This is a genomic window from Comamonas serinivorans (genome assembly GCF_002158865.1).
Lineage (GTDB): Bacteria > Pseudomonadota > Gammaproteobacteria > Burkholderiales > Burkholderiaceae_C > Comamonas_E > Comamonas_E serinivorans.
Genome location: NZ_CP021455.1, coordinates 985258 through 1008823, shown reverse-complemented (window position 1 = coordinate 1008823; position 23566 = coordinate 985258). Strand labels below are relative to the sequence as shown.

The window sequence follows — 23566 nt, the reverse complement described above, 5'->3', positions numbered from 1 at the left end:
CCAGCACCTCACGGGGTTACCACATGCGCACACACCACGTTCTCGCCCTGCACACCAGCCTGTGCCTGGCGGCCCTGCTGCCGCTCGCCAGCCTGGCCCAGTCCACACCGCCCGCGTCTGCCGCCTCGGGCGCGGCACCGTCTGCCGCACCGGCAGCCACCGGCGTCTACAAATGGAAAGACGCCAGCGGCCGCTGGCACTATGGCGACCAGCCCCCCTCGCCCAAGGCCGACCCCATGAAGCTGCGTGTGCACACGCCCACCGAGGCCGAGACCCAGGCGGCACGGGCGCGGCTGGAGGCCATGCAAGCCGACTCGGCGGCCAAGGCGGCACAACAGGCTGGCGCGGGCGCCCCACCCAGCGGCCGGGCGCCCGCAGGCAGTGGCCCGCTGCCCGGCGAGTCGGCCTGCGAAGCCAAATGGCGCGAGTACAACGAGAGCTACGCCTGTTTCGATCCCTACCGGGTGGTCGGCGGCGGCATCAAGGCCGAGGCCTTCCAGAAGTGCAAGGTCGTCAAGCAACCCGAACCCTGCCCATGAACCGGCACCGGCGCCCCACCTGGCGCAGCGCGCACCAGCAGCGCGCCTGCCCCTTCATCGCTGCCGGCTTGACGGCATGAGCGCCTGGCACACCGTGGGCCTGTACGCCCTGACCGCCCTGGCCGAAATCCTGGGCTGCTACTTGCCCTGGCTGTGGCTGCGGCAGGACAAATCGGCCTGGCTGCTGCTGCCTGCTGCGCTGGCGCTGGCGGCCTTCGTCTGGCTGCTGACGCTGCACCCGGCGGCCTCGGGCCGCGTCTATGCGGCCTATGGCGGGGTCTACGTCTGCATGGCGCTGATCTGGCTGTGGGTGGTGGATGGCGTGCGCCCCACGGTGTGGGACGGCGTCGGCGGCGCCGTCGCGCTGGCGGGCATGGCCATCATCGCGTTCGCGCCGCGCGGCGCCTGACGCGGCACGTGGCCCGCCACCTGCTGGCGGCGCGGCACACGGGGCCGCAGTGTCCGGTCCAGGGCAACACGGTTCACCCCACGCGCGCACCTGCAGACCCGCACGCCCTGCGCCACAGCACCGGCGCAGCTGGCCGGCGCCAGGCCGCCGCCCAGGCGCTGCGCTACGATCCACGGCATCGACCTGGCGCCCCCGGCCCCTGCGCGCCAGCCTGTTGCCTTCCTCGTTCACGACTTCCACGGTCTTTGTGCGCATGAAACGTCGCTCGTTCCACCTGTCTGCCCTGGCCGCATTCGCGGCCGTCCTGTCGCCCCTGCCCGCGCTGGCCCAGCGCGGCGGCAAAACCAGCGTGACGCTGGGCATGACGCTCGAGCCCACCGGCATGGACCCGACCGTGGCGGCCGCTTCCTCGATCGGTGAGGTGACGCTGTACAACGTCTACGAAACGCTGACCAAAATCCAGCCCGACGGCAGCGTGGCCCCCCTGCTGGCCGAGCGCTGGGAGGTGGCGCCCGACCTGCGCACGCACACCTTCCACCTCAAGCCCGGGGTCCAGTTCCACAACGGCGAACCGCTGACGGCGGCCACCGTCCAGTTCGCGTTCGAGCGGGCCGCCCACGCCAAGAGCACCAACAAGGACAAGGCCGTTTTCACGCAGATGCAGCGCATCCAGGCGGTGGACGCGCACACGCTGGTCATCGTCAACCGCGAGCCCGACCCCAACTTCCTCTTCTGCCTGGGCCAGGCCACGGCCGTGATCGTCGAGCCCAAGAGCGCCGACACCAACGCCAGCAAGCCCGTGGGCACGGGGCCGTACCTGCTCGACAACTGGGCCCGCGGCTCGGCCGTCACCCTGAAGGCCTGGCCCGACCACCGCGATGCGGCGCGCATCGGCATCCGGCGCGCGGTGTTCCGCGTCATCAGCGACCCGGCGGCGCAGGCGGCGGCTCTGCTGTCGGGCGATGTCGACGCCTTCCCGCGGCTGGGCGAGCGCAGCGTGCCGCAGTTCAAGGCCAACCCGCGCTTTCAGGTGCTGGTGGCCGGCTCGCGCGCCAAGACCATCCTGGCCATCAACAACGCCAAGGCGCCGCTGAACGACGTGCGGGTGCGCCGGGCGATCTGCGCCGCCATCGACCGCAAGGCCGTGATCGCCGCCGCCGCCGGGGGTTTTGGCGTGCCCATCGGCAGCTTCTACGTGCCCGGCGCACCGGGCTACGTGGACACCACGGGCATCAACCCCTTCGACCTGGCCAAGGCCCAGGCGCTGATGAAGCAGGCCGGCGTGACCACGCCGCTGACGCTGACCTTGACGCTGCCGCCACCGCCGTATGCGCGCCAGGGGGCAGAGGTCATCATCTCGCAGCTGGCCAAGATCGGCATTCAGGTGAAGGCGCAAGCCGTGGAGTGGGCGCAGTGGCTGCAGGGCACGCTCAAGGACCGGCACTACGACCTGTCCATCATCTCGCACGTCGAGCCGTTTGACCTGGGCAACTTCGCCAACCCCGATTACTACTTCGGCTACAAGTCCGAGGCCTTCAACAAGGCCTACCAGGCCTCGCGCGTGGCCACCGACGCGACCGCGCGCCACAAGGCCCTGGCCGAGGCGCAGACCATCCTGGCCCAGGACGCGGCCGCCGGCTTCCTCTACCAGCCGCAATGGACCACGGTGGCCAACAAGCAGCTCAAAGGCCTGTGGACCGCCATGCCCATCTTCGCCAACGACCTGTCGGCCATGAGCTGGGCCTGATGCCGCGCAGTCGTGTCTTACGGATTTGAGTATCACACCATTCCCGTTGATGTGAAAACGGGAACAGGCACATACTCTGATTAATTTCTCTCAACCCGGCGTTGCCGTCGAACGCTGCTCCGGCGCCCTCCGCGCCCTGACCCGCATGACCCAGCCGCCTCCCTCGTTCTTCAGCGACACCACGCCCCGGCCGCCCGAGGCCGCGGCAACGCCCCCGTCCGACCTGCTGGACCTGGCCGACTGGTCGGTGCACGAGCTGACCCAGGCCTATGCCGCGCACCAGCTTTCTCCCGTGGCAGTGATGCAGGCCGTGCTGCAACGCGCCGACGCCCTGGAGCCGCAGCTGCACGCGCTGTGGCTGCTGCGCCCGGACGCCGCGCTGGCGGCCGCGCGCGCCAGCGAAGCGCGCTGGCTGCGCGGTGAACCGCTGGGCCCGCTCGACGGCGTGCCGGTCACCCTCAAGGACAACATCGCCACCCAGGGCGACCCCACCCCCCTGGGCACGCGGGCCACGCCCGATGTGCCCGCCGCGCACGACGCGCCCCCGGCCGCCCGCCTGCGCGAGGCCGGCGCCATTGCTTTCGCCAAGACCACCATGCCCGACTGGGGCATGCTGTCGTCGGGCCTGTCCACCTACCACGCGCTGGCGCGCAACCCCTGGGACCTGAGCCGTGGCCCGGGCGGGTCGAGCAGCGGCGCCGGGGCCGCGGCGGCCGCGGGCTACGGGCCGCTGCACATCGGCACCGACATCGGCGGCTCGATCCGCCTGCCCGGCACCTGGTGCGGGGTGGTCGGCTTCAAGCCCAGCCTGGGCCGCGTGCCCATCGATCCGCCTTTCATGGGCCGCTGTGCCGGCCCCCTCACGCGCACGGTGGCCGATGCCGCCGCCGCCATGGCCGTGCTCAGCCTGCCGGACCGGCGCGACAGCATGGGCCTGCCGGCACAGGACCTGCCCTGGATCGCCTGCACCGCCCAGCCCGAGGCCAACCTCGGCTGGCTGCGCGGCAAGCGCATCGGCCTGTGGCTGGAAGCCGGCTGCGGGCTGCCGCTGGACCCCGAGGTGCGCGCCGCCACCGAAGACGCGGCCCGCCGCCTGGCCGCCGCCGGGGCCCACATCGAACCCGTGGCGCCGCTGATGACGCCCGCCATGCTGGCCGGCATGGACCGCTTCTGGCGCATGCGCTCGCTGCAGGACGTGCAGGCGCTGTCGCCCGCGCAGCGCGAGGCCCTGCTGCCCTACATCCTCACCTGGGCCGAAAGCGCCCGCGAGCTGACCGGCGCCGAGGTTTACCAGGCCTGGCTGCAGAACCACCTGATGCGCCAGGCCAGCGTGCAGGCCATGGCCGGCCTCGACTTCATCGTCTCGCCCACGGCCCCCATCACCGCCTTTGCGGCCGAGCTGCCCACGCCCACCAACGACCCGCTGCGCGGGCTGGAGCACATCGGCTTCACCCTGCCGTTCAACATGGGCGAACAGCCGGCCGTGTCGGTCAACGCCGGCTACAGCCGCGCGGGCCTGCCCATCGGCCTCCAGATCGCCGGCCAGCGGTTCGACGACCTCGGCGTGCTGCGCCTGGCCCAGGCCTTCGAGCTGCTGCGCGAGCCGCAACGCCCCTGGCCCATGGCCTGAGCCCACAGCCGCCCGGCCGGGCCGGGCACAGGCGTGCGCAACGAGCTGGGCTCGTGCAGCTCGGTCGTCGCGTCACCCAGAAAGTGGGTATACCGCCAACATCGATCACTTGTAAACGGGAGTGAGGGCATACCCTCAATCACCTTCCATGCGCAGCCGCACCGCTGCCGCCCCGCGAAGCCGCCGCGCCCCGTTCAACGGCGCAGATCGCCCCCGCGAGGCGTGGTTGCGCATCGCCCGCGCCCAGGCGGCCATCGTGCCTGGCACGGCCGCTGCATAGAATCCGCACGGTGACCCTCTCGTTCGACGCCGGCTGCAACGCCGACCTGCACTGCCACTCCACCGCCTCCGACGGCACCTTGAGCCCCGAGGCGCTGGCCGCGCGCGCCCAGGCCAACGGCGTGGCGCTGTGGGCGCTGACCGACCACGACGAGGTCGGCGGCCAGGCCCGGGCGCTGGCCGCCGCGCAGGCACTGGGCCTGCCCTACCTGACGGGCGTGGAAATCTCGGTGAGCTTTCTGCACCAGTCGGTGCACATCGTCGGCCTGGGGTTCGACCCCGATCACCCCGAGCTGGTGGCCGGCCTGGACGCCACGCGCAACGGCCGCGATGACCGGGCCCGCCGCATGGCCGACGGCCTGGCTGCCGTCGGCATCGGCGGCGCTTACGGGGGCGCGCTGGCCCTGGCCGGCAACCCCCGCCTGATCGCCCGCACCCATTTCTCGCGCTTTCTGATCGAGCAAGGCATCTGCCGCGACAACGGCGAGGTGTTTCGCCGCTTCCTGACCGAAGGCAAGCCCGGCTTCGTGCCCCACCAGTGGGCCAGCCTGAAAGACGCCCTGGACTGGATTGTGAAAGCCGGCGGGCTGGCGGTGATCGCCCACCCGGCGCGCTACGGCTTCAGCCCCAACGAGGAGTACGCGCTGCTGCACGAGTTCGTCGGCCACGGCGGGCGCGGCATCGAGGTGGTGACCGGCGCCCACACGGACGCCGAAGCCAACCAATACGCCGGCGTGGCGCGCGAGTTCAAGCTGCTGGCCTCGCGCGGCAGCGATTTCCACGGCCCCGGCGAAAGCCGCGTCGACCTCGGCGAGCTGCCGCCGCTGCCGCGCGGGGTGGAGCCCGTCTGGCAGGCCTTGCGGGACCGCGTGCGGTGCTGAGGCAGGACCCACCCTTGGCCGCCCGCAGGGTGGCTCCACCTCAGACTGCCGTGCAGTCCTGCCCCAGGGCGAAGGGGCGACAGGGTGTGAACAACTGGTACTTAATGTCTATTTGTTACAGCACAAGTTACCAGGGTAAACGCCTTCGCGGACAATCGGGCCTTTACCGGGTTGCGGCTGCGGCGGCGCCCACAGAAAGCATGCATGGCCTCTCGTGCCCCCCTCCTCATCGACGTCCATCCCGATAACCCGCAACCGCGTTTGCTGCAGCAGGCGCAGCAGCTGCTCGCGGCCGGCGACATCGTGGCCGTCCCCACCGATTCCAGCTATGCGCTGGTCTGCCACCTGGACGACAAGGACGCCGCCGACCGCATGCGCCAGCTGCGCGGCCTCGATGCCAAGCAGCACCTCGCCATCCTCTGCCGCGACCTGAGCGAGCTGGCCACCTACGCCCGCGTGGACAACGCGCAATACCGGATGCTGAAGCTGGGCACACCCGGCCCCTTCACCTTCATCCTCGAGGCCACCAAAGAGGTGCCCCGCCGCCTGAGCCACCCCCAGCGCAAGACCATCGGCCTGCGCGTGCCCGAGGGCAAGGTCCTGCAGATGCTGCTCGACCTGCACGGTGCCCCGCTGTTGTCCACCACCTTGATCCCGCCGGGCGCCGACGAACCGCTGAACGACGCGCAGGACATCGCCGAAGCCTTCCCCCATGGCCTGGCCGCCATCATCGACGCGGGCGCCTGTGCGGCGCAGCCGACCACGGTGGTTGACCTGAGTCAAGGCGACCCGATTGTTTTGCGTACGGGCCGCGGCAACCCCGCCCAATTGGGCCTGTAAACTGATTTCCGCTTGAACCGATGACCATGCCCGACCGCCCTGGCGCCCTGGCGCCCTCCCCGTTCGACAAAGGCTGCGCATGAGCAACGACCTGATCCAGATCGTGGTGGCGGCCATCATCCCGGTGATCCTGGCCATCACCTGGGCCACCGCGGCCGAGGCCTACGCGGCCCACCATTTCGGCGACACCACCGGCAAGATGATGGGGCGGCTGACGCTCAACCCGTTCGTGCACCTCAACGTGCTGGGCACGCTGGTGGTGCCGGCGGCCGTGTTCCTGATGACCAAGGGCGCGGTGCTGTTCGGCTGGGGCAAGCCCGTGCCCATCAACTGGGGCGCCATGCGTGATCCCAAGCGCAACATGGTTTGGGTGTCGCTGGCCGGCCCGGTCTGCAACCTGGTGCAGATGCTGGCCTGGGGCGTGGTCTTCAAGCTGTTGTCGGCCATGGGCCTGGCCGATGGCTTCCCGCGTGCCGTCTGCATGGCCGGGGTGCTGATCAACGCGGCCATGTTTGCCTTCACGCTGCTGCCCATTCCGCCCTTCAACGGCGGCCGCGTGATCATGGGTCTGCTGCCGCCCCGGCAGGCCATGGCCTTCGCCAAGCTGGAGCCCTATGGCTTTTACATCGTGCTGGCCCTGCTGTTCACGGGCGTGCTGATGAATTTCTGGGTGGGCCCGGTGATGCGCCTGGCCACCGGTCTGTTGAGTCTGATTTGAGCTGTTCAAGATGAGTCGTTTGCGAGTTCTCACGGGAATCACCCCTTCGGGATCCCCCCACCTGGGCAACTATGTGGGGGCCATCCGCCCGGCCGTGCGCGCCAGCCGCAGCCCCGACACCGAGTGCTTCTACTTCCTGGCCGACTACCACGCCCTGATCAAGAACCACGATCCGGTGCGCCTGCAGCGCTCGACGCTGGAGATCGCCGCGAGCTGGATGGCGTGCGGCCTGTCGCCCGAACACGTGGCCTTCTACCGCCAGTCCGACGTGCCCCAGGTGCAGGAGCTCACCTGGCTGCTGACCTGCGTGACCGGCAAGGGCCTGCTCAACCGCGCCCACGCCTACAAGGCCGCCATGGACAAGAACGCCGCGGCCGGCGCCGACCCCGATGCCGACGTCACGGCCGGCCTGTTCATGTACCCGGTGCTGATGGCCGCCGACATCCTGATCTTCAACGCCAACCGGGTGCCCGTGGGCCGCGACCAGATCCAGCACATCGAGATGGCGCGCGACATGGCGTCGAGCTTCAACCACCTTTATGGCGAGCTGTTCGCGCTGCCCGAGGCCGTCATCGACGACAACGTGGCCACCCTGCCCGGGCTGGACGGCCGCAAGATGAGCAAAAGCTACGACAACACGATCCCGCTGTTCGTGCCCCGGGCGCAGCTGCACAAGCTCATCAACGGCATCAAAACCGACTCGCTGCCACCCGGCGCGCCCAAGTCCACCGAGGGCTCGGCCCTGTTCGAGCTGTACCAGGCCTTCGCCACACCTGAAGAGACCGCGGCCTTCGGCCAGGCCTTTGCCGACGGCATCGCCTGGGGCGATGCCAAGCAGGCGCTGTTCGAGCGCGTGGACCGCGAGATTGCGCCCATGCGCGAGCGGTACGACGCCCTCATGGCCGACCCGTCGCAGGTCGAGGCCGCCCTGCTGCTGGGCGCGCAGAAGGTGCAGCCCATGGCGCAGGACCTGCTGATCCGTGCCCGCGCGGCCGTGGGGCTCAAGCCCCTCACCCAGATCGCCAGCGCGCCGCAGAAAGCCGCCAAAAAGGCGGCCAAGGCCAGCTTCAAGCAGTACCGCGACGAGGACGGTCAATTCCGCTTCAAGCTCGTGGACGATGCCGGCACGGTGCTGCTGCAAAGCCGCGGCTTCGCCTCGCCCAAGGACGCGGGTGCCCTGGTGGCGCAGCTCAAGTCCGGCGGCGTGACGGCGCTGGATGCGGCATCGAATGACCTGGAGGTGCAGGCCGAACGCGAGGTGCTGACCTCGGCCCTGCAGGATTTCCAGGAGCACTGAGCGCCCCCCACCAACGACGACAGGGATGGACAACAATGCAAAAAACCAACAGCACGGCAGCCCCTCTGACCCGCATTCCGTCGATGCAGTCCGAGGACATGACGGTCATCTACGTCATCGACGATCACCCCATGATGCGCGAAGCGATCTCCGCCATGCTGCGGCGGCAGTTCGCGGCCACGCGGGTGATTGAGTTCTCGAGCCTGGCCGAAGCCAAGGCCGGTTCCGCCAGCTTTCCCACCCCGGATGTGATCTGCCTGGACCTGAACCTGGGCGATTCGCAGGGCCCGCGCGGCGTGTCGGAAATCAAGGCCCTGCACCCCTACGCCCCCCTGATCGTCATCTCGGGCAGCTCGGCCGCCGAAATGGAAGACCCCTGTCTGCAAGCCGGTGCCGACGTCTACATCGAGAAGTCCGCCGGCTCGGCCGAGATCCGCGCCACGCTGCGCGCCCTGATCGCGCCCGAAAGCGAATTCGACGAGTCGGAGATGCTGGGCAGCCTCAAGCTGTCCAAGCGACAAAAGCAGCTCATCGCCATGCTGGACTACGGCTTCTCCAACCGCGAGATCGCCACCGAGCTGGGCCTGAGCGAGCACACCGTCAAGGTGCACCTGCTGCGCCTGTTCCGGCGCCTGGGCGTCAACAGCCGCACCCAGGCGCTGCATGTGGCGCGTCTGAACGGCCTGCTGAGCTGATTTTCCAAGAGTATGGGTCAGTTGTCGTTGAAAAAATAACGGCAATATAGGTATACCCTCTTCCGTCAGACCCCGCCCGCAGCACGTCAGCAAGGATCCCGGGTAGCCACGGTCCAACCGTTTTGCTTGTGCGTAGCCGCCCGTGCATGAAGGCCCGCCGCTGCACAAGGGGCTCGGTCACCATCCGCCGTTCGACCCAGGCTGATGATTGCGGACGGTCCAGGTCGTCGCGCCAGATGATCCCAGCCGTCAGCCTCCCGACTCCGTCGCCATCGTGAGCAACGTGAGGTACTTCAACTGGAAGACGCTGCAGGGCGGATGATCTCCTTGATCAGCAGCTGGACCGGCAGTTGTTGCCCCCGTCATCGCACAGCCTGCCAAACCCTTCATCGAGGAAGCTGCGGCCTGCATCAACCCCCAGACCGCTCCAGGGTTGCTGGAACAAGGCGGGCTCGGCGGGTCACGAGTCGGCGCGACATCGCAGGTCGCGCAACCTCAGCAACCGCGTCCATGAGCCCGAGGCCCTTCACAGCTGCAAACGGCAAACTTGCCCAGTATGCCGCGATTGCCGTCATGCCTTCATCGCAAAGCCACCCATACTGTGGTCGATCGATCTCGTGGGTGGCTGGGGCCTGGATGTGCTGGAAGTCGCGCAGCTGGAACGTCAGCGGCAGCCGGCGCCATGCGCTGCGCCCGCGCCCGAGGCGCCGTCAGGCCTCGGGGGCTTGCTGCCGGCTGGGCCCATTGGGCTTGCGACGGCGGCGACGGCGTTTCTTGGCCGGTGCATCGACCTCGGCCGCGTCGGACGGGTGATCGTCTGCGGCGTCCGGGGCTTCGCTGGCGGCCTCATCGGCGGGGCCAGTCAAGGTGCCGCGCGCCACGCGGTGCACGCGAGCGCCCTGGCCGCGCCCGCGCTCCTGCTTGAGCTCTTGCACCAGGGCCTCGCGCGTGCCGTCGTCGCCCTGTGAGAAGGTCTGCCACCAATCCGCCAGCGTGACGTCGGCCTCGCCGGTTTCGCAGCGCAGCCGCAGGAAGTCGAAGCTGGCGCGAAAGCGCGGCTGCTCCACCAGGCCAAACGGCGCCTTGCCGGTGCGCTTGTCGAACCGCGGCTGCATGAGCCAGATTTCGCGCATGTCGGCGGCCAGCTTGCCCCGGCCCGACACGTCGCCGATGCGGTTGGTGAACACGTCGTCGATGGCCTGCTGCAGCGCGGGGTGCGGGTGCTCGCCTGCGCTTTGGCGCCGCTCCCAGGCCTGCAGCACGTCTTGCCACAGCACACAGGCCAGCAGGAACGACGGCGCCACGCCTTTGCCCTCGTCCACGCGGCGGTCGGTGTCGGCCAGCGAGGCGCGCACCATGGGCTCATCGGCACGCGCCACCACCAGGTCCAGCAGCGGGTAGACGCCCTCGCCCAGGCCGAGCTGCACCAGTTGCTGCACCGAAGCAATGGCATGCCCGGTCTGCAGCAGCTTGAGCATCTCGTCGAACATGCGGCTTTGCGGCACGTCGGCCAGCAGGTCCTTCATGGCCATCAGCGGCTTGGCGGTCTTGGCCTCGAGCTTGAAGCCACGCGTGGAGAGCTTGGCCGCGAACCGCACGGCGCGGATCAGGCGCACGGGGTCTTCGCGGTAGCGCATGGCCGGGTCGCCGATCATGCGCAGCACGCGGGCGCGGGCGTCCTGGATGCCCTTGTGGTAGTCGACCAGCACCTGCGTCTGCGGGTCGTAGTACATGGCGTTGACGGTGAAGTCACGCCGCGTGGCGTCCTCTTCCTGCGGCCCCCAGACGTTGTCGCGCAGCACGCGGCCGCTGGCGTCCACGGCGTGCTTGGAATGCGCCAGGTCCTGCTTGGCGGTCTTTTCGTTGCCGCTCACGTGGTCGGCGTCGGCCGCGTCGAGATAGGCGCGGAAGGTCGACACCTCGATCACCTCGTGTTCGCGCCCACGACCGAACACCACGTGCACGATGCGGAAACGACGGCCGATGATGAAGGCCCGCCGGAACAGGGCCTTGACCTCTTCGGGCGTGGCATCGGTCGCCACGTCGAAGTCCTTGGGCCGCAGGCCCAGCAGCAGGTCGCGCACCGCGCCGCCCACGATGTAAGCCTCATGGCCCGCGCTTTTCAGGGTCTGCACCACCGACACGGCGCGCGCGTCGACCAGGGCCAGGTCGATGCCGTGCTCCTCGGGCAGCACCTCCACACGCTGGCCAAAGCGCTTTTTGCGGCTGCGCGGGGCTGCCGCCTCGGCCTCACCCTTGCCCAGCAGGCGGTCAATGAAGGTGCGAATCATGCGGGGTCCTCGAACAGGCGCAATACAGGCCAATGGCGCTTGAGGGCTTCGGCCTCCAGACGCGCATCGGGGTTGGTGGCGACCGGCCATTGCGCTTTTTCGAGCAATGGCAGGTCGTTCATGGAATCGGAATAGAAATGGATCTGCACGCCGGACCAATCCAGGCCCTGAGCCGCCAGCCAGTGCGCCACGCGGGTGACCTTGCCTTCCCGGAAAGAGGGGGTGCCGGCGATCTCGCCGGTGATCCAGCCCTGGCCGTCGCGTGCCAGCTCGATCGCGATCAAGTCCTGCACGCCCAGGGCCGTGGCGATGGGGCGGGTCACGAACTCGTTGGTGGCGGTGACGATGGCGAGCCGGTCACCGGCCTGGCGATGGCGTTCGAGCAGGGCCAGCGCCTGCGGCTTGAACGCGGGCCGGATCCACTCGTCCATGAAGCGCTGCTGGGCGGCCTGGGCCGCTTGTGGGCCGCGCACCCGCGTGGCCTCGGTGGTGAAGCGCACGTAGTCGGCGATGTTCAGGGTGCCGGCCTGGTAGTCGGCGTAGTACGCATCGTTGCGGGCTTTGAACTGCTCGGCATCGGTCCAGCCGATGGCGGTGGTGAACTCGCCCCAGGCGTGGTCCGAGTCCAGCGGGATCAGCGTGTGGTCCAAATCAAATAAAGCGATACGCAAGTCCTACTCCATCATTCGTCATTCAGCATGGCCTTGAGCATGGGCACCGTGATGGCCCGCTGGGTCTGCAGCGCGTAGCGGTCCAGGTGATCCAGCAACTGCATCAGGCTGCCGGTGTCGCGCGAAAAGCGCGTCAGCATGTAGCGCAGCACGTCTTCCCCCAACACCAGGCCCTTGGCCTGGGCGCGGCGCTGCAGGGCCTGGCGCACGCTGGCCTCGTTCAAGGCATGCAGGGGGTGCACCTCGCCCCAGGCCAGACGCGAGCGCAGGTCCTCGCGCAGGCGCAGGTCTGCCGGCGGCAGCGCACCCGCCGCCAGCACCGGCCGCGGCCGGCCGCTTTGCGGCGTGAAGGCATTGACGAACCAGTTGAAGGCCTGGTGCTGCTGGGCGGCCGAATAGGCATCGACGTTGTCGAGGACCAGGGCGTCCCAGTCGGGCTGGAACTCGGCGGCCCGGCCGCGCACCGGCGCCCGCTCGTCCATCCAGCCATGGCGGCAGGCCCGCTGCCGAAGGGCCTGTGCCGCCGCACGCAGCAGGTGGCTCTTGCCCGCACCGGATTCACCCCAGAGGTACAGCACGGGGGCCACGGCGCGGTTGGGCTGCCCCACGGCCTGCACCCAGTCCAACACCGCCTCGACGGCGGCTTCGTTGCCGGCGGACTCGAAATTGTCGAAACCGGGCTGGGCCTCCAGCCCGATGTCCAGCGCAATCTGGCGCATGCTCATGAACACGTCCCCGATGCGCGCAGGCGCCCTGGCACCCCTGCACGCAGGTGCAGGCCACACAGGGGGTCAAGGAAAACGGCGGAGACAAACTGCATTCACGTGGCACGCCAGGGAATTGCCCCCGACGCGCGGCCCTAAAATCAGCGTTCCATTTTATTCTCGTACTTTGCCGCTCCCGGTTGCCCATGTTGCCCGGACAACCCGCGGCCCGAGTTGCGCCCCCATGACACAAGAAAACACGACTTCCGCCCTGAGCTACAAAGACGCTGGCGTGGACATTGATGCCGGTGATGCCCTGGTCGAGCGCATCAAGCCCCTGGCCAAGAAAACCATGCGCGAAGGCGTGCTGGCCAGCATTGGCGGCTTCGGCGCCCTGTTCGAGGTGCCCAGGCGCTACCAGGAACCCGTGCTCGTCTCGGGCACCGACGGCGTGGGCACCAAGCTCAAGCTGGCCTTCGAGTGGAACATGCACGACACCGTCGGCATCGACCTCGTGGCCATGAGCGTCAACGACGTGCTGGTGCAAGGCGCCGAGCCGCTGTTCTTCCTCGACTACTTCGCCTGCGGCAAGCTGGACGTGGACACGGCCGCTGCCGTGGTCGGCGGCATCGCCAAGGGCTGCGAGGAGTCGGGCTGTGCCCTGATCGGCGGCGAAACGGCCGAGATGCCCGGCATGTACCCGGCGGGCGAATACGACCTGGCCGGGTTTGCCGTGGGCGTGGTCGAGAAGTCCAAGATCCTCTCGGGCGCGGACGTGAAGGCCGGTGACGTGGTGCTGGGCCTGGGCTCGCACGGCGTGCACTCCAACGGCTTCAGCCTGGTGCGCAAGTGCATCGACCGCGCCGAGGCCGCCGGCACACTGCCGGCCCAGCTGGACGGCATGCCCTTCCGCGAGGCCTTGATGCGCCCCACGCGGCTGTACGTGAAGCCGGTGCTGTCCGCGCTCGCCCAGTTCCCGATCAAGGCGCTGGCCCACATCACGGGCGGCGGTCTGCTCGAGAACATCCCCCGCGTGCTGCCCGAGGGCACGCGCGCCGCCCTGCAACAGGGCAGCTGGCCGCAGTCCGAGCTGTTTGCCTGGCTGCAGCGCACGGCCGCCATCGACGACACGGAAATGAACCGCACGTTCAACAACGGCATCGGCATGGTGCTGGTGGTGGATGCGGCCCAGGCCGAGGCCGTGGCCGCGCACCTGCGCGCGCAAGGCGAGCAGGTGTTCAACGTGGGCCGCATTGAAACCCACAGCGACGGCCCCCAAGTCGTGTTGGTGTAAGGCCCTCGCTGTCATGCCGGACTGCGCAATGTGCTGGACTGGGCAAGCCCCTATGGCTGACGGAGATCGCCTCGAGTGAAATTCCGGCTCGCCCTGCAACACCTTCGCAGTCTTTCCCGCATGCCAGATCCCGTGTCCACCGCCACTGCACCCGCACGCATCGCCCATGACCATTGGGCGGTGCGGGTTGCAACCTACCTGTTGGTGGCCGCCACCCTGCTCATGGTGATGCTGGTCGGGCTGCTGCCAGGACTGCTGGCCGTGTGCGTGGGCTTTCTGCTGACGCGGCTGCTGGTGCGCCTCGGGGCCCGGTTCATCCACGACCTGCGGTCGCGTGCGGCGCGCTGGTGGCCCTCGATCTCGGCTGCCATCGTCATCACCGCGCCCCTGGCGCTGCTGGCCGTGGGCCTGTCCCATTCACGCGGCTATCTGACCGAGGCGCCGCAGCAGTACCGGGAGCTGCTGGACTACGTGGCCAGCACCGTGATCGAGCTGCGCGACAAGCTGCCGCCCGACCTGGCCGACTACTTACCCGATGGGGCCGACGAAGTCCAGCGCATGGTGGCCAACCACCTGCTGGCCAAGGCCGGCGCCCTGGCCACCACGGGCAAGGCCTGGCTGACCGGGCTGCTGTATGCCTACGTCGGCATCATCATCGGCGCGCTTGCAGCCGTCCACGCCCCCGGCCACCGCACGGCGCCCCTGACGCGTCAGCTGACCCTGCGCATCACGCGTTTCGGCGAGGCCTTCCAGCAGATCGTGGCGGCGCAGTTCTGGATCGCCACCTTCAACACCTGCCTGACGGCCATCTTCCTGCTGGTGGTCATGCCGGCGCTGAGCATGCGGCTGCCGTACTCGAGCGTGCTCATCGCGCTCACCTTCGTGGCCGGCATGATCCCCATCGTGGGCAACCTGCTGTGCAACATCGTGGTCACCATCGTGGGCCTCTCGGTCTCGCCCATGGCCGCCGCAGCCTGCCTGCTGTTCCTCATCACCATCCACAAGGCGGAGTACGTCATCAATGCCAAGGTGGTCGGCCAGAAGACGCACATGGCGGTGTGGGAGCTGCTGTGCGTGATGTTCATGGCCGAGGCGTTGTTTGGCCCGGCCGGCCTGGTGGCCGCGCCGCTGTTCTACGCCTACCTGAAGAAGGAACTCTCGGCCGCGCGGCTGGTGTGACGCCGGGTGCGGCTTGGGGTCTGAAGCGCTCGCATGGCCAGAGGCCTGTCCTGCGGGACCGAGGCCGAGCCACGCGCCGTGGCTCAGCAGCGCCAAGCGCCCAGAAAATCTGACTCTATAACCAGTATCAGCCTACTCCCGTTATCCAATTAACGGCAACAGCCCCATACTCCCGGTTCACTCATGAACCCGCGGCCCGCAACTGCGCCACACGCTCGGCGAGCTGCGCGTTGTGCTCCCCGTGCTGCAGGCACCACTCCAGGTCGGCCAGCGCCGCCGGCAGCTCACCCAGCTCGGCGTGCAGCAGGCCGCGTTCGCGGCGCAGGTCGGTCACCCCGGGCAACAGCAGCACCAGCCGGTGCAGCACACCCAGCAGGTGCACCTTGTCCCCTTGCGACGCATAGATCTCGCGCAGGTTGCGCAGCATGCGCGCCAGGATTTCGCGCGGCGTGGACGGCTTGAGGCAGGCGTCGACGTCGAGGTGAATCGTGTGGCCCGCCTCGTCGGTGGGGGCCAGGCCGTCCAGGTGCTCCGACAGCTGTTCGCGCCCCAGCGACTCGCCCGTCGCCGGGTCGATCACGATCAGCCCTTGCGGCACCTGCACCGACACGAGGAAATGCCCCGGAAAGCCAATGCCGCGGGCCTTCAGGCCCAGGCCCTGCGCCAACTCCAGCCACAGCACGCCGAGCGAAATGGGCACGCCCTGGCGCGTGACCAGCACCTGATGCACAAAGCTGTTGTCCGGGTTGTAGAAGTCGTTGCGGTTGAGGCCAAAGCGCAGCTCTTCGAAGAACAGCTGATTGAGCGCGCGCAGCCGTTGCAAGGCATCGGCCCCCGTGGCCACCCGGCCACGCAACCGCACCGCCAGGGCATCGATCTGATCGCGCACCTGCTCGGTGTCCATGGCAGGGTACACATCGGCCGCAAGCGAGGCTGCAGCTTCCAGCAGGGGAAACTCGTCGTCGCTCTCCACCAGTTGCGCGAAATACTCCAGGGGCGTGGGCAACTTCACGTTCAAATTCATGAGCAGATTTGTAGCCTGAAACGGTTCACATGACCATGCTGACTGCGACAAGCCGCGGTGCGGATTGGCACGCCCGGGACAACCACCCCCGCGCATCGCCAGCCTGCCGTCAGAGCGAGCGGCGCAACAGCCCCCGCAGGTCGACCCCCAGCAGACGCAGGGTCACGAAGTACAGCAGCGCCGCCAGGGCTGCACAGCCGGCAAAGACCCCCAGCCGCAGCATCGGCTGGGCTTGCCAGGCGAGCCACGGCAACTGTCGGTCCAGCAGCCACAGCAGCAGCGCCAGCAGCGCGGCGGCCACCGCCACCCGTGCCATGAGACGGGGCCACCCCGCGGCGGGCACATAGCTGCCCTTGCGGCGCAGGCCCCAGAGCAACCAGCCCGCATTGATCAGCGCACCCAGGCTGGTGGCCAGGGCCAGTCCTGCATGCGCCAGCAGCGGCACCAGCACGATGTTGAGCAGCTGGGTGATGACCAGCACGCAGATGGCGATCTTCACCGGCGTGCGGATGTCTTGTGCCGCGTAGAAACCGGGCGCCAGGATCTTGATGGCCACCAGCGCCAGCAGGCCCACGCCATAGCCCATCAAGGCCAGCATGGTTTGCTGCACATCGCGCGGGCTGAAGGCCCCATAGTTGAACAGCACGCTGACCACGGGCTGGGCGAAGGTCAGCAGGGCCACCGCGCAGGGCACCGTCAGCACCACGACCAGGCGCAACCCCCAGTCGAGCATGGCCGCATAGCGCGCGTGATCCTGCGCGGCCTTGGCGGCCGCCAGCTGCGGCGTGAGCACCACGCTGAGCGCCACGCCCAGCATGGCGGTGGGAAACTCCATCAAGCGATCGGCGTAACTGAGCCAGCTCACGCTGCCGGACGGCAGGTGAGAGGCAATCTGTGTGTTGATGAGCAGCGAGACCTGCGCCACGCTGACGCCAAGCAGCGCAGGCGCCATGAGCTTGAGGATGCGCCGGCATCCCTCGCTGCGCCAGGCGGCACGCAGCGACGCCACGCCCAGCCGCACCCGGGGCAGCATGCCCAGGCGCAACAGCGCCGGCACCTGGATCAGCAGCTGCAACAGCCCGCCCAACATCACGCCGACCGCCAGGGCGTAGACCGGCGGCACCCCCAGGCGCTCGAACCACGGTGCGCCCCACCAGGCGGCCGCGATCATGGCCAGGTTCAGCAGCACCGGCGTGGCGGCGGGCACCAGAAAGTGCTTCCAGGTGTTGAGGATGCCGGCCGACAAGGCCACCAGGGACATGAAGCCGATGTAGGGAAACATCCAGCGCGTCATCACCACCGCGGCCTGCATGCCGGCGGCATCCTGGCTCAGGCCGCTGGCCATGGCCCAGACCAGCAGCGGCGCACCAGCCACCCCGATCACGCAGGTGACCAGCAAGGCCAGCACCAGCAGGCTGGCCACGTGGTCGATCATGTCGCGCGTGGCGGCTTCGCCATGGGTCTGCCGGGTGGCCGCCAGCACCGGCACAAAGGCCTGGCTGAAGGCCCCCTCGGCAAACAGGCGACGCAACAGGTTGGGGATGCGGAACGCCACGTTGAAGGCATCGGTCAAGGCGCTGGCTCCAAACGCCGATGCAATCAGCAGCTCCCGCGCTAAGCCGGTGATGCGCGACACCAGGGTGAGCAAGGAGATCGTGGAGGCGGCTTTGAACAGGTTCACGGCCGCGAGTGTAGCCCTGGCGTTCACCCCATCCGGGTGTCGCCAGGGCAGCACCGTGGCGTTCCGCCGGCCAGCAGCCCCAGGCGGCGCCATGGCACGCATGGGTCAAATCGGCTAGAATGCGCGGTTCACTGGCAACATCCCCAAGAAACACGAAAGATCATCATGGCATCTGGAAAGCCAAAGAAAAAGAACCCCCGCCTGGCGTCTGGCCGCAAACGCGCCCGTCAGAACGTCAAGCTGAACGCCGCCAACACCTCGCTGCGTTCCAAGTACCGCACCGCCGTCAAGAACGTTGAAAAAGCCGTGGCCGCAGGTGACCTGGCCAAGGCCAAGGAAGCCTTCGTGCGCATGCAATCGGTGGTGGACACCATTGCCGACAAGGGCATCTTCCACAAGAACAAGGCCGCACGCGACAAGGCTCGCCTGTCGACCCGCGTCAAGGGCCTGGCCACCGCCGCCGCCTAAGCCGCCCAATGCGGCACTGCCCACAGGCGGTCCGCATCACCTCAGGGAAGGCCTCAGTGCCCTCCCCGCCCGGCCAGATGGGCACAGCGCCTCATCCGGCCGCCTTCTCATCGGGTGCGCTGCCAGTGAAACACCAAAGCCGCTTCAAGCGGCTTTTTTGTCGCCTGCCCTTTTTGAAGCAGTGCGCGAAGAGCTGGATCCGCAGACGCCAGGAGGCCGAACGCCATCCTGCACGCCCGCTTGTGGCGCTAACCGGTGCTTGACTTGCCTTTGGGCAGACGCACCAGGATCTCGCCAACGATGCCACGCCGGAACGCCATCACACAGATCACGAAGATGAAGCCCGTGACGATGGTGACCGATTCGCCCAGCTGGTTGAACCACTCGATGCCCGTCACGCTGGCGAGGCCGCTGCCGATCTCGCCCATCTTGTTCTCCAGGATCATGATGACAAAGGCGCCCACCACCGGCCCCAGCAAGGTGCCCATGCCGCCCACCAGCGTCATCAGCACCACCGTTCCCGACATGGTCCATTGCGCATCGGTCAGGGTTTCAAACCCCATGACCAGCACCTTGGTCGAACCCGCCAGGCCCGACAGCGCCGCCGACAGCACGAAGGCCAGCAGCTTGAAGCGGTTCACGTCGTAACCCAGTGACACGGCGCGCGGCTCGTTCTCCTTGATGGCCTGCAACACCTGGCCAAACGGCGAGTGGATGACGCGCCGCACCAACCAGAAGCCGAACACGAAGATGGCGAACACCAAGTAATACAGGTGCACGTCATCCTGAAGCGACAGCAGGCCGAACAACTTGCCGCGTGGCACGCCCTGCAACCCGTCTTCACCGCCCGTGAACGGCGCCTGCAACCAGACGAAAAACAGCATCTGGGCCAGCGCCAGCGTGATCATGGTGAAGTAAATGCCGGTGCGGCGGATGGCCAGCCAGCCCATCACCAGGCCCACCAGCGCCGCAAAGGCGGTGCCCAGCAGGATGCCGATTTCAGGCGTCGCCCCCAGGCTCTGGATCACGTAGCCGGTGATGTACCCGGCCCCACCCAAGAAGGCCGCGTGGCCGAAGGACAGCAGGCCGGTGTAGCCGATGAGCAGGTTGAAGGCACAGGCAAACAAGGCGAAGCACAGCAGCTTCATCATGAGCACGGGGTAGACCACGAACGGCGCCGCCAGCCCGGCCAGCAGCAGCACGCCATACAGCGCCATGGTGTGTTTGTTCATCGACGCGCTCACTTCTCTTTGCCAAACAACCCGGCAGGCCGCACCAGCAGCACGATGGCCATGATGACGAACACCACGGTGGCCGAACCCGGCGGATAGATCACCCGCGTGAGCCCCTCGATCACGCCCAGGGCCAGTCCGGTGACGATAGCCCCCATGATGGAGCCCATGCCGCCGATCACCACCACGGCGAACACCACGATGATGAGGTTGGTGCCCATGAGCGGCGTGACCTGCATGACCGGCGCCGCCAGCACGCCCGCGAACGCGGCCAGGGCCACGCCAAAGCCATAGGTCAGCATCACCATCACCGGCACGTTGATGCCGAAGGCCTCGACCAACCGCGGGTTCTCGGTGCCGGCGCGCAGGTAGGCGCCGAGCTTGGTCTTCTCGATCACGAACCAGGTGGCAAAGCACACCACCAGCGATGCCACCACGACCCAGGCACGGTAGTTGGGCAGCACCATGAACCCCAGGTCGGTGGCACCACTCAAGGCCTCGGGGGCCGAATACGACTGGCCCGAGGCGCCGTAGATGGAGCGGAATACGCCTTCAATGATGAGCACCAGGCCAAAGGTCAGCAGCAAGCCGTAGAGGTGATCGAGCTTGTACAGGTGACGCAGCAGCAGGCGCTCGATGAGGATGCCGAACAGGCCCACGATGGCCGGCGCGACGAAGATCATCACCCAGTAGGGTGCGCCCGCGTACTGCAGCCCCATCCAGGTCAGCATGGCACCCAGCATGAACATGGCGCCGTGCGAGAAATTGATGACGTTGAGCAGGCCGAAGATCACAGCCAGGCCCAGACTCAAGATGGCATAGAACGAGCCATTGACCAGCCCCAACAGCAACTGACTGGGCAGGGCCGCCAGGGGCACACCAAAGAATTCCATGTGCGTCGACTTTCTGTGGTTGCACCATCATGCAGGCAGTATGGCCGGACTGTCGTTCTTTGAAGAACGACGACCACCCCATACTGCCTACACGGATGCCGTCAGAACAAGCTCACTTCTTGACCAGGGGGCACTTGGATTCGGCCAAGGAGTTGTAGGCCTGATCGCCCGAGAACTTGGCCACCTGCTTGTAGTAATCCCACGGCGTTTTCGACTCGCTCGGGCTCTTGACCTGCATGAGGTACATGTCGTGCAGCATCTTGCCGTCGGCGCGGATGGTGCCTCCCTTGGTGTACAGGTCGTTGATCTTGGTCTTGCGCAGGGCCTCCATCACCTTGTCGGCGTCATCGGTCCCGGCCGCCTTCACGGCATTCAGGTAAGTCAGCGTGGCCGAGTAGTCGGCGGCCTGGATGGAGCTGGGCATGCGCTTGAACTTGGCAAAGAAGCGCTGGGCGAACTTGCGCGACTCGGCGTCCTGATCCCAGTACCAGCTGTCCGTCACCAGCAGGCCGGCGGTGTCCTTCAGGCCCAGGCTGTGGATGTCGTTGATGAAGACGAGCAGGCCCGCGAGCTTCATCTTCTTGGTGATGCCGAACTCCTTGGCCGCCTTCACGCTGTTGACGAAGTCGCCCCCGGCATTGGCCAGGGCCAGCACGTTGGCGCCCGAGCTCTGCGCCTGCAGCAGGAAGGATGAGAAGTCGGACGCCCCCAGCGGGTGGCGCACCGAGCCCACGACCTTGCCGCCGCTGGACTTGACGATCTCCGAGGCATCCTGCTCCAGCGAATGGCCGAAGGCATAGTCCGCCGTCAGGAAGTACCAGTTCTTGTCGCCGCGCTGGATCATGGCCTTGCCGGCCACGCGCGCCAGGGCCACGGTGTCGTAGGCGTAGTGCACGGTGTAGGGCGTGCACTCTTCGTTGGTCAGGCGCGACGAACCGGCACCCATGTTGAAGTACACGCGCTTTTTCTCGCCGGCGATCTTGGCCGTGGCGATGGCGGTGCCCGAGTTGGTGCCGCCAAAGATGGCCGTCACGCCCCCTTTGTCGATCCACTCGCGCGCCTTCGACGCCGCGATGTCGGCCTTGTTCTGGTGGTCGGCCGTCACCACCTCAATGGGACGCCCGAGGACTTTGCCGCCAAAGTCGGCCACGGCCATCTTGATGGCTTCGCCACCACCCTGGCCGTCGATGTCGGCGTACACGCCGGACATGTCGGTGATGAACCCGATGCGCACCGGGCCCGTGCCTTGTGCCGATGCAGCAGCCATGGCAAACACGCTGGCGGCTGCCACAGCCAGGGTCAAGGGTTTGAAGGTCATCGCTTACTCCTCACTAAAAAGGGGGACCGCCCGGTCACCCACGCAAAAGGTTCACACGCCCAACAAGGCGTTCAACATGGTTTGGCGCTCGGCCAGTTCCCTGGCCTCGAATTCGAGCGCGATCTGCCCGTGCTCCATGACGTAGAACCGGTCGGCCAGCGGGGCGGCAAAGCGGAAGTTCTGCTCCACCATGACGATGGTGAACCCGCGTGCCTTGAGGGCCTGGATCATGCGGGCCAGCGCCTGCACGATGACCGGCGCCAGGCCTTCCGAGATCTCGTCCAGCAGCAGCACGGTCGCGCCGGTGCGCAGGATGCGTGCGACAGCCAGCATCTGCTGCTCACCGCCCGACAGGCGCGTGCCCGGGCTGTGGCGGCGCTCCTGGAGGTTGGGGAACATCTCGTAGATTTCCGCCACCGACATGCCCTTGCCCCCGCCCGACAGCGCGGGCGGCAGCATCAGGTTTTCCTCGCAGCTCAGGCTCGCGAAGATGCCGCGCTCTTCGGGGCAATAGCCCAGCCCGCAGCGCGCCACCTTGTAGGTCGGCATGTGGATGGTTTCCTGCCCCGCCACCTTGATCGAGCCCTGGCGCTTGCCCACCAGCCCCATGATGGCGCGCATGGTGGTCGTGCGGCCAGCGCCGTTGCGCCCCAGCAGAGTGACCACCTCGCCCGGATGCACGACCAGGCGCGCGCCGTGCAGGATGTGCGATTCGCCATACCAGGCGTGCAGGTCGGTGATCTCCAGCGCCGGTGTGCTCATGCCAGCCTCCCCGTGAACGCGTCGTCGTATGCCAAGCGCTGCATGTCAGTGGGCTCCTTCCAGTTCGCTGGCCTCGACGCCCATGTAGGCCTCCATCACCTTGGGGTTGCGCGACACCTCGTCGTAAGCCCCTTCGGCCAGCACGGCGCCGCGCTGCAGCACCGTGATCTGGTCCGCAATGCTCGCGATCACCTTCATGTTGTGCTCCACCATCAAGATGGTGCGGCCTTGTGACACGCGCTTGATGAGGCTGGTCACCAGGTCCACATCTTCGTGGCCCATGCCCTGGGTGGGCTCGTCGAGCAGCATCAGCTCGGGCTCCATCGCCAGCGTGGTGGCGATTTCCAGCGCACGCTTGCGGCCATACGGCAGGTTGACCGCCAGCTCGCTCGCGAACTCGCGCAGGCCCACCTGCTCCAGCAGGTCCAGGGACCGGTCGTTGAGCTGGTTCAGCACCGCGTCCCGCATCCAGAAGCGGTACGACACGCCCAGCTGGCGCTGCAGCGCGACGCGCACGTTGTCGAGCACCGTCATGTGCGGGAACACCGCGGAAATCTGGAACGAGCGGATGACGCCGCGCCGGGCAATCTGCGCCGGCTTGTCGCCCGTGATGTCGACACCGTTGAACACGATGCGACCCCGCGTGGGCGTCAGGAATTTGGTCAGCAGGTTGAAGCAGGTGGTCTTGCCGGCACCGTTGGGGCCGATCAAGGCGTGGATGCTGCCGCGTCGCACCTGCAGGTCGACATCGTTGACTGCCACAAACCCCTTGAACTCTTTGCTCAGGTGCTCGGTTTCGAGGATGAAGTCACTCATGTCACTGCGGCTGGCTACTGCGGGGCATGTGCAATCCAGAACCGCCAGGCGCCCGGTTTGCACACGAGGTGAATGCTCCGGGCAGCGCATGCCGCCACCCGTTGAACAGGGCGCAGCTTAGAGAGTTTGGGGGGCGATCAGCAGAGGGTTTGTCCCAAACAGGGAAAACCAGTGGCTGTCAATCGAACAGATGGAAAG

General features: G+C 67.6%; 22 protein-coding genes. 12 read left to right on the top strand and 10 right to left on the bottom strand.

All coding sequences use genetic code 11. The features are described from left to right. Positions 1-23 precede the first annotated feature (23 nt). The 9 genes from CCO03_RS04240 to CCO03_RS04200 all read left to right on the top strand — a co-directional run bounded on the left by CCO03_RS04240 (position 24) and on the right by CCO03_RS04200 (position 9035). Positions 24-539 carry a DUF4124 domain-containing protein gene (locus CCO03_RS04240; RefSeq protein ID WP_087277678.1) on the top strand — a complete coding sequence of 172 codons (516 nt, stop codon included), beginning with the start codon at positions 24-26 and terminating at the stop codon, positions 537-539. Between the two features lie 76 nt (positions 540-615). Next, a complete protein-coding gene (locus CCO03_RS04235) occupies positions 616-948 on the top strand; it encodes a YnfA family protein (protein WP_087277675.1) in 333 nt (110 codons plus the stop codon). A gap of 253 nt (positions 949-1201) precedes the next feature. Continuing rightward, positions 1202-2695: an ABC transporter substrate-binding protein gene (locus CCO03_RS04230; RefSeq protein ID WP_087277672.1), complete on the top strand. Its 1494-nt coding sequence runs from the start codon at positions 1202-1204 to the stop codon at positions 2693-2695. Positions 2696-2918: 223 nt separating this feature from the next. Beyond that, on the top strand, positions 2919-4325 hold the full coding sequence (locus tag CCO03_RS04225) for an amidase (RefSeq protein WP_418236047.1): 1407 nt from the start codon (positions 2919-2921) through the stop codon (positions 4323-4325). Positions 4326-4615: 290 nt separating this feature from the next. Continuing rightward, positions 4616-5485, top strand: coding sequence for a 3',5'-nucleoside bisphosphate phosphatase (locus tag CCO03_RS04220; protein WP_087277666.1), 870 nt, complete (start codon positions 4616-4618; stop codon positions 5483-5485). A gap of 204 nt (positions 5486-5689) precedes the next feature. Beyond that, entirely contained in the window at positions 5690-6325 is a 636-nt protein-coding gene (locus CCO03_RS04215; RefSeq protein WP_087277663.1) for an L-threonylcarbamoyladenylate synthase, read from the top strand. A 79-nt stretch (positions 6326-6404) separates the two neighbouring features. Further along, positions 6405-7043 carry a site-2 protease family protein gene (locus CCO03_RS04210; RefSeq protein WP_236904026.1) on the top strand — a complete coding sequence of 213 codons (639 nt, stop codon included), beginning with the start codon at positions 6405-6407 and terminating at the stop codon, positions 7041-7043. A gap of 10 nt (positions 7044-7053) precedes the next feature. Beyond that, on the top strand, positions 7054-8340 hold the full coding sequence (locus CCO03_RS04205; RefSeq protein ID WP_087277657.1) for a tryptophan--tRNA ligase: 1287 nt from the start codon (positions 7054-7056) through the stop codon (positions 8338-8340). A gap of 35 nt (positions 8341-8375) precedes the next feature. Next, a complete protein-coding gene (locus CCO03_RS04200) occupies positions 8376-9035 on the top strand; it encodes a response regulator transcription factor (protein ID WP_335583031.1) in 660 nt (219 codons plus the stop codon). 710 nt (positions 9036-9745) lie between these two features. Here CCO03_RS04200 and pcnB read toward each other — a convergent pair. The 3 genes from pcnB to hda are packed head-to-tail and all read right to left on the bottom strand — an operon-like array spanning position 9746 to position 12716. Continuing rightward, a complete protein-coding gene (gene pcnB, locus CCO03_RS04195) occupies positions 9746-11326 on the bottom strand; it encodes a polynucleotide adenylyltransferase PcnB (protein ID WP_087277654.1) in 1581 nt (526 codons plus the stop codon). After that, positions 11323-11997: an HAD family hydrolase gene (locus CCO03_RS04190; protein ID WP_087277650.1), complete on the bottom strand. Its 675-nt coding sequence runs from the start codon at positions 11995-11997 to the stop codon at positions 11323-11325. The genes pcnB and CCO03_RS04190 overlap by 4 nt, the downstream gene beginning before the upstream one ends. A gap of 11 nt (positions 11998-12008) precedes the next feature. Beyond that, the gene (hda, locus tag CCO03_RS04185) at positions 12009-12716 is read right to left on the bottom strand and encodes a DnaA regulatory inactivator Hda (protein ID WP_087284148.1); all 708 of its coding nucleotides are present in this window, start codon (positions 12714-12716) and stop codon (positions 12009-12011) included. Between the two features lie 229 nt (positions 12717-12945). On the opposite strand from hda, the gene purM reads away from it, so the two are divergent. Next, a complete protein-coding gene (purM, locus tag CCO03_RS04180; protein WP_087277647.1) occupies positions 12946-13995 on the top strand; it encodes a phosphoribosylformylglycinamidine cyclo-ligase in 1050 nt (349 codons plus the stop codon). A gap of 120 nt (positions 13996-14115) precedes the next feature. Beyond that, complete coding sequence (locus CCO03_RS04175; protein ID WP_087277644.1) at positions 14116-15174, top strand: AI-2E family transporter; 1059 nt, start codon at positions 14116-14118, stop codon at positions 15172-15174. A gap of 181 nt (positions 15175-15355) precedes the next feature. Here the strand turns inward: CCO03_RS04175 and CCO03_RS04170 are convergent, their stop codons facing one another. Together CCO03_RS04170 and murJ are read right to left on the bottom strand one after the other, a co-directional pair. Beyond that, complete coding sequence (locus CCO03_RS04170) at positions 15356-16198, bottom strand: SirB1 family protein (RefSeq protein WP_087277641.1); 843 nt, start codon at positions 16196-16198, stop codon at positions 15356-15358. Positions 16199-16307: 109 nt separating this feature from the next. Next, complete coding sequence (gene murJ / locus CCO03_RS04165; RefSeq protein ID WP_087277638.1) at positions 16308-17879, bottom strand: murein biosynthesis integral membrane protein MurJ; 1572 nt, start codon at positions 17877-17879, stop codon at positions 16308-16310. Between the two features lie 165 nt (positions 17880-18044). On the opposite strand from murJ, the gene rpsT reads away from it, so the two are divergent. After that, entirely contained in the window at positions 18045-18347 is a 303-nt protein-coding gene (rpsT, locus tag CCO03_RS04160; RefSeq protein WP_087277635.1) for a 30S ribosomal protein S20, read from the top strand. Positions 18348-18595: 248 nt separating this feature from the next. On the opposite strand, the gene CCO03_RS04155 is transcribed toward rpsT, so the two are convergent. The 5 genes from CCO03_RS04155 to CCO03_RS04135 all read right to left on the bottom strand — a co-directional run bounded on the left by CCO03_RS04155 (position 18596) and on the right by CCO03_RS04135 (position 23368). Next, on the bottom strand, positions 18596-19579 hold the full coding sequence (locus tag CCO03_RS04155) for a branched-chain amino acid ABC transporter permease (RefSeq protein ID WP_236904025.1): 984 nt from the start codon (positions 19577-19579) through the stop codon (positions 18596-18598). An 8-nt stretch (positions 19580-19587) separates the two neighbouring features. Next, a complete protein-coding gene (locus CCO03_RS04150) occupies positions 19588-20472 on the bottom strand; it encodes a branched-chain amino acid ABC transporter permease (protein ID WP_087277632.1) in 885 nt (294 codons plus the stop codon). 112 nt (positions 20473-20584) lie between these two features. Beyond that, complete coding sequence (locus CCO03_RS04145; RefSeq protein WP_087277629.1) at positions 20585-21790, bottom strand: ABC transporter substrate-binding protein; 1206 nt, start codon at positions 21788-21790, stop codon at positions 20585-20587. Between the two features lie 51 nt (positions 21791-21841). Further along, complete coding sequence (locus CCO03_RS04140) at positions 21842-22552, bottom strand: ABC transporter ATP-binding protein (RefSeq protein ID WP_087277627.1); 711 nt, start codon at positions 22550-22552, stop codon at positions 21842-21844. 45 nt (positions 22553-22597) lie between these two features. Further along, entirely contained in the window at positions 22598-23368 is a 771-nt protein-coding gene (locus CCO03_RS04135) for an ABC transporter ATP-binding protein (RefSeq protein WP_087277623.1), read from the bottom strand. Between the last annotated feature and the right edge of the window lie 198 nt (positions 23369-23566).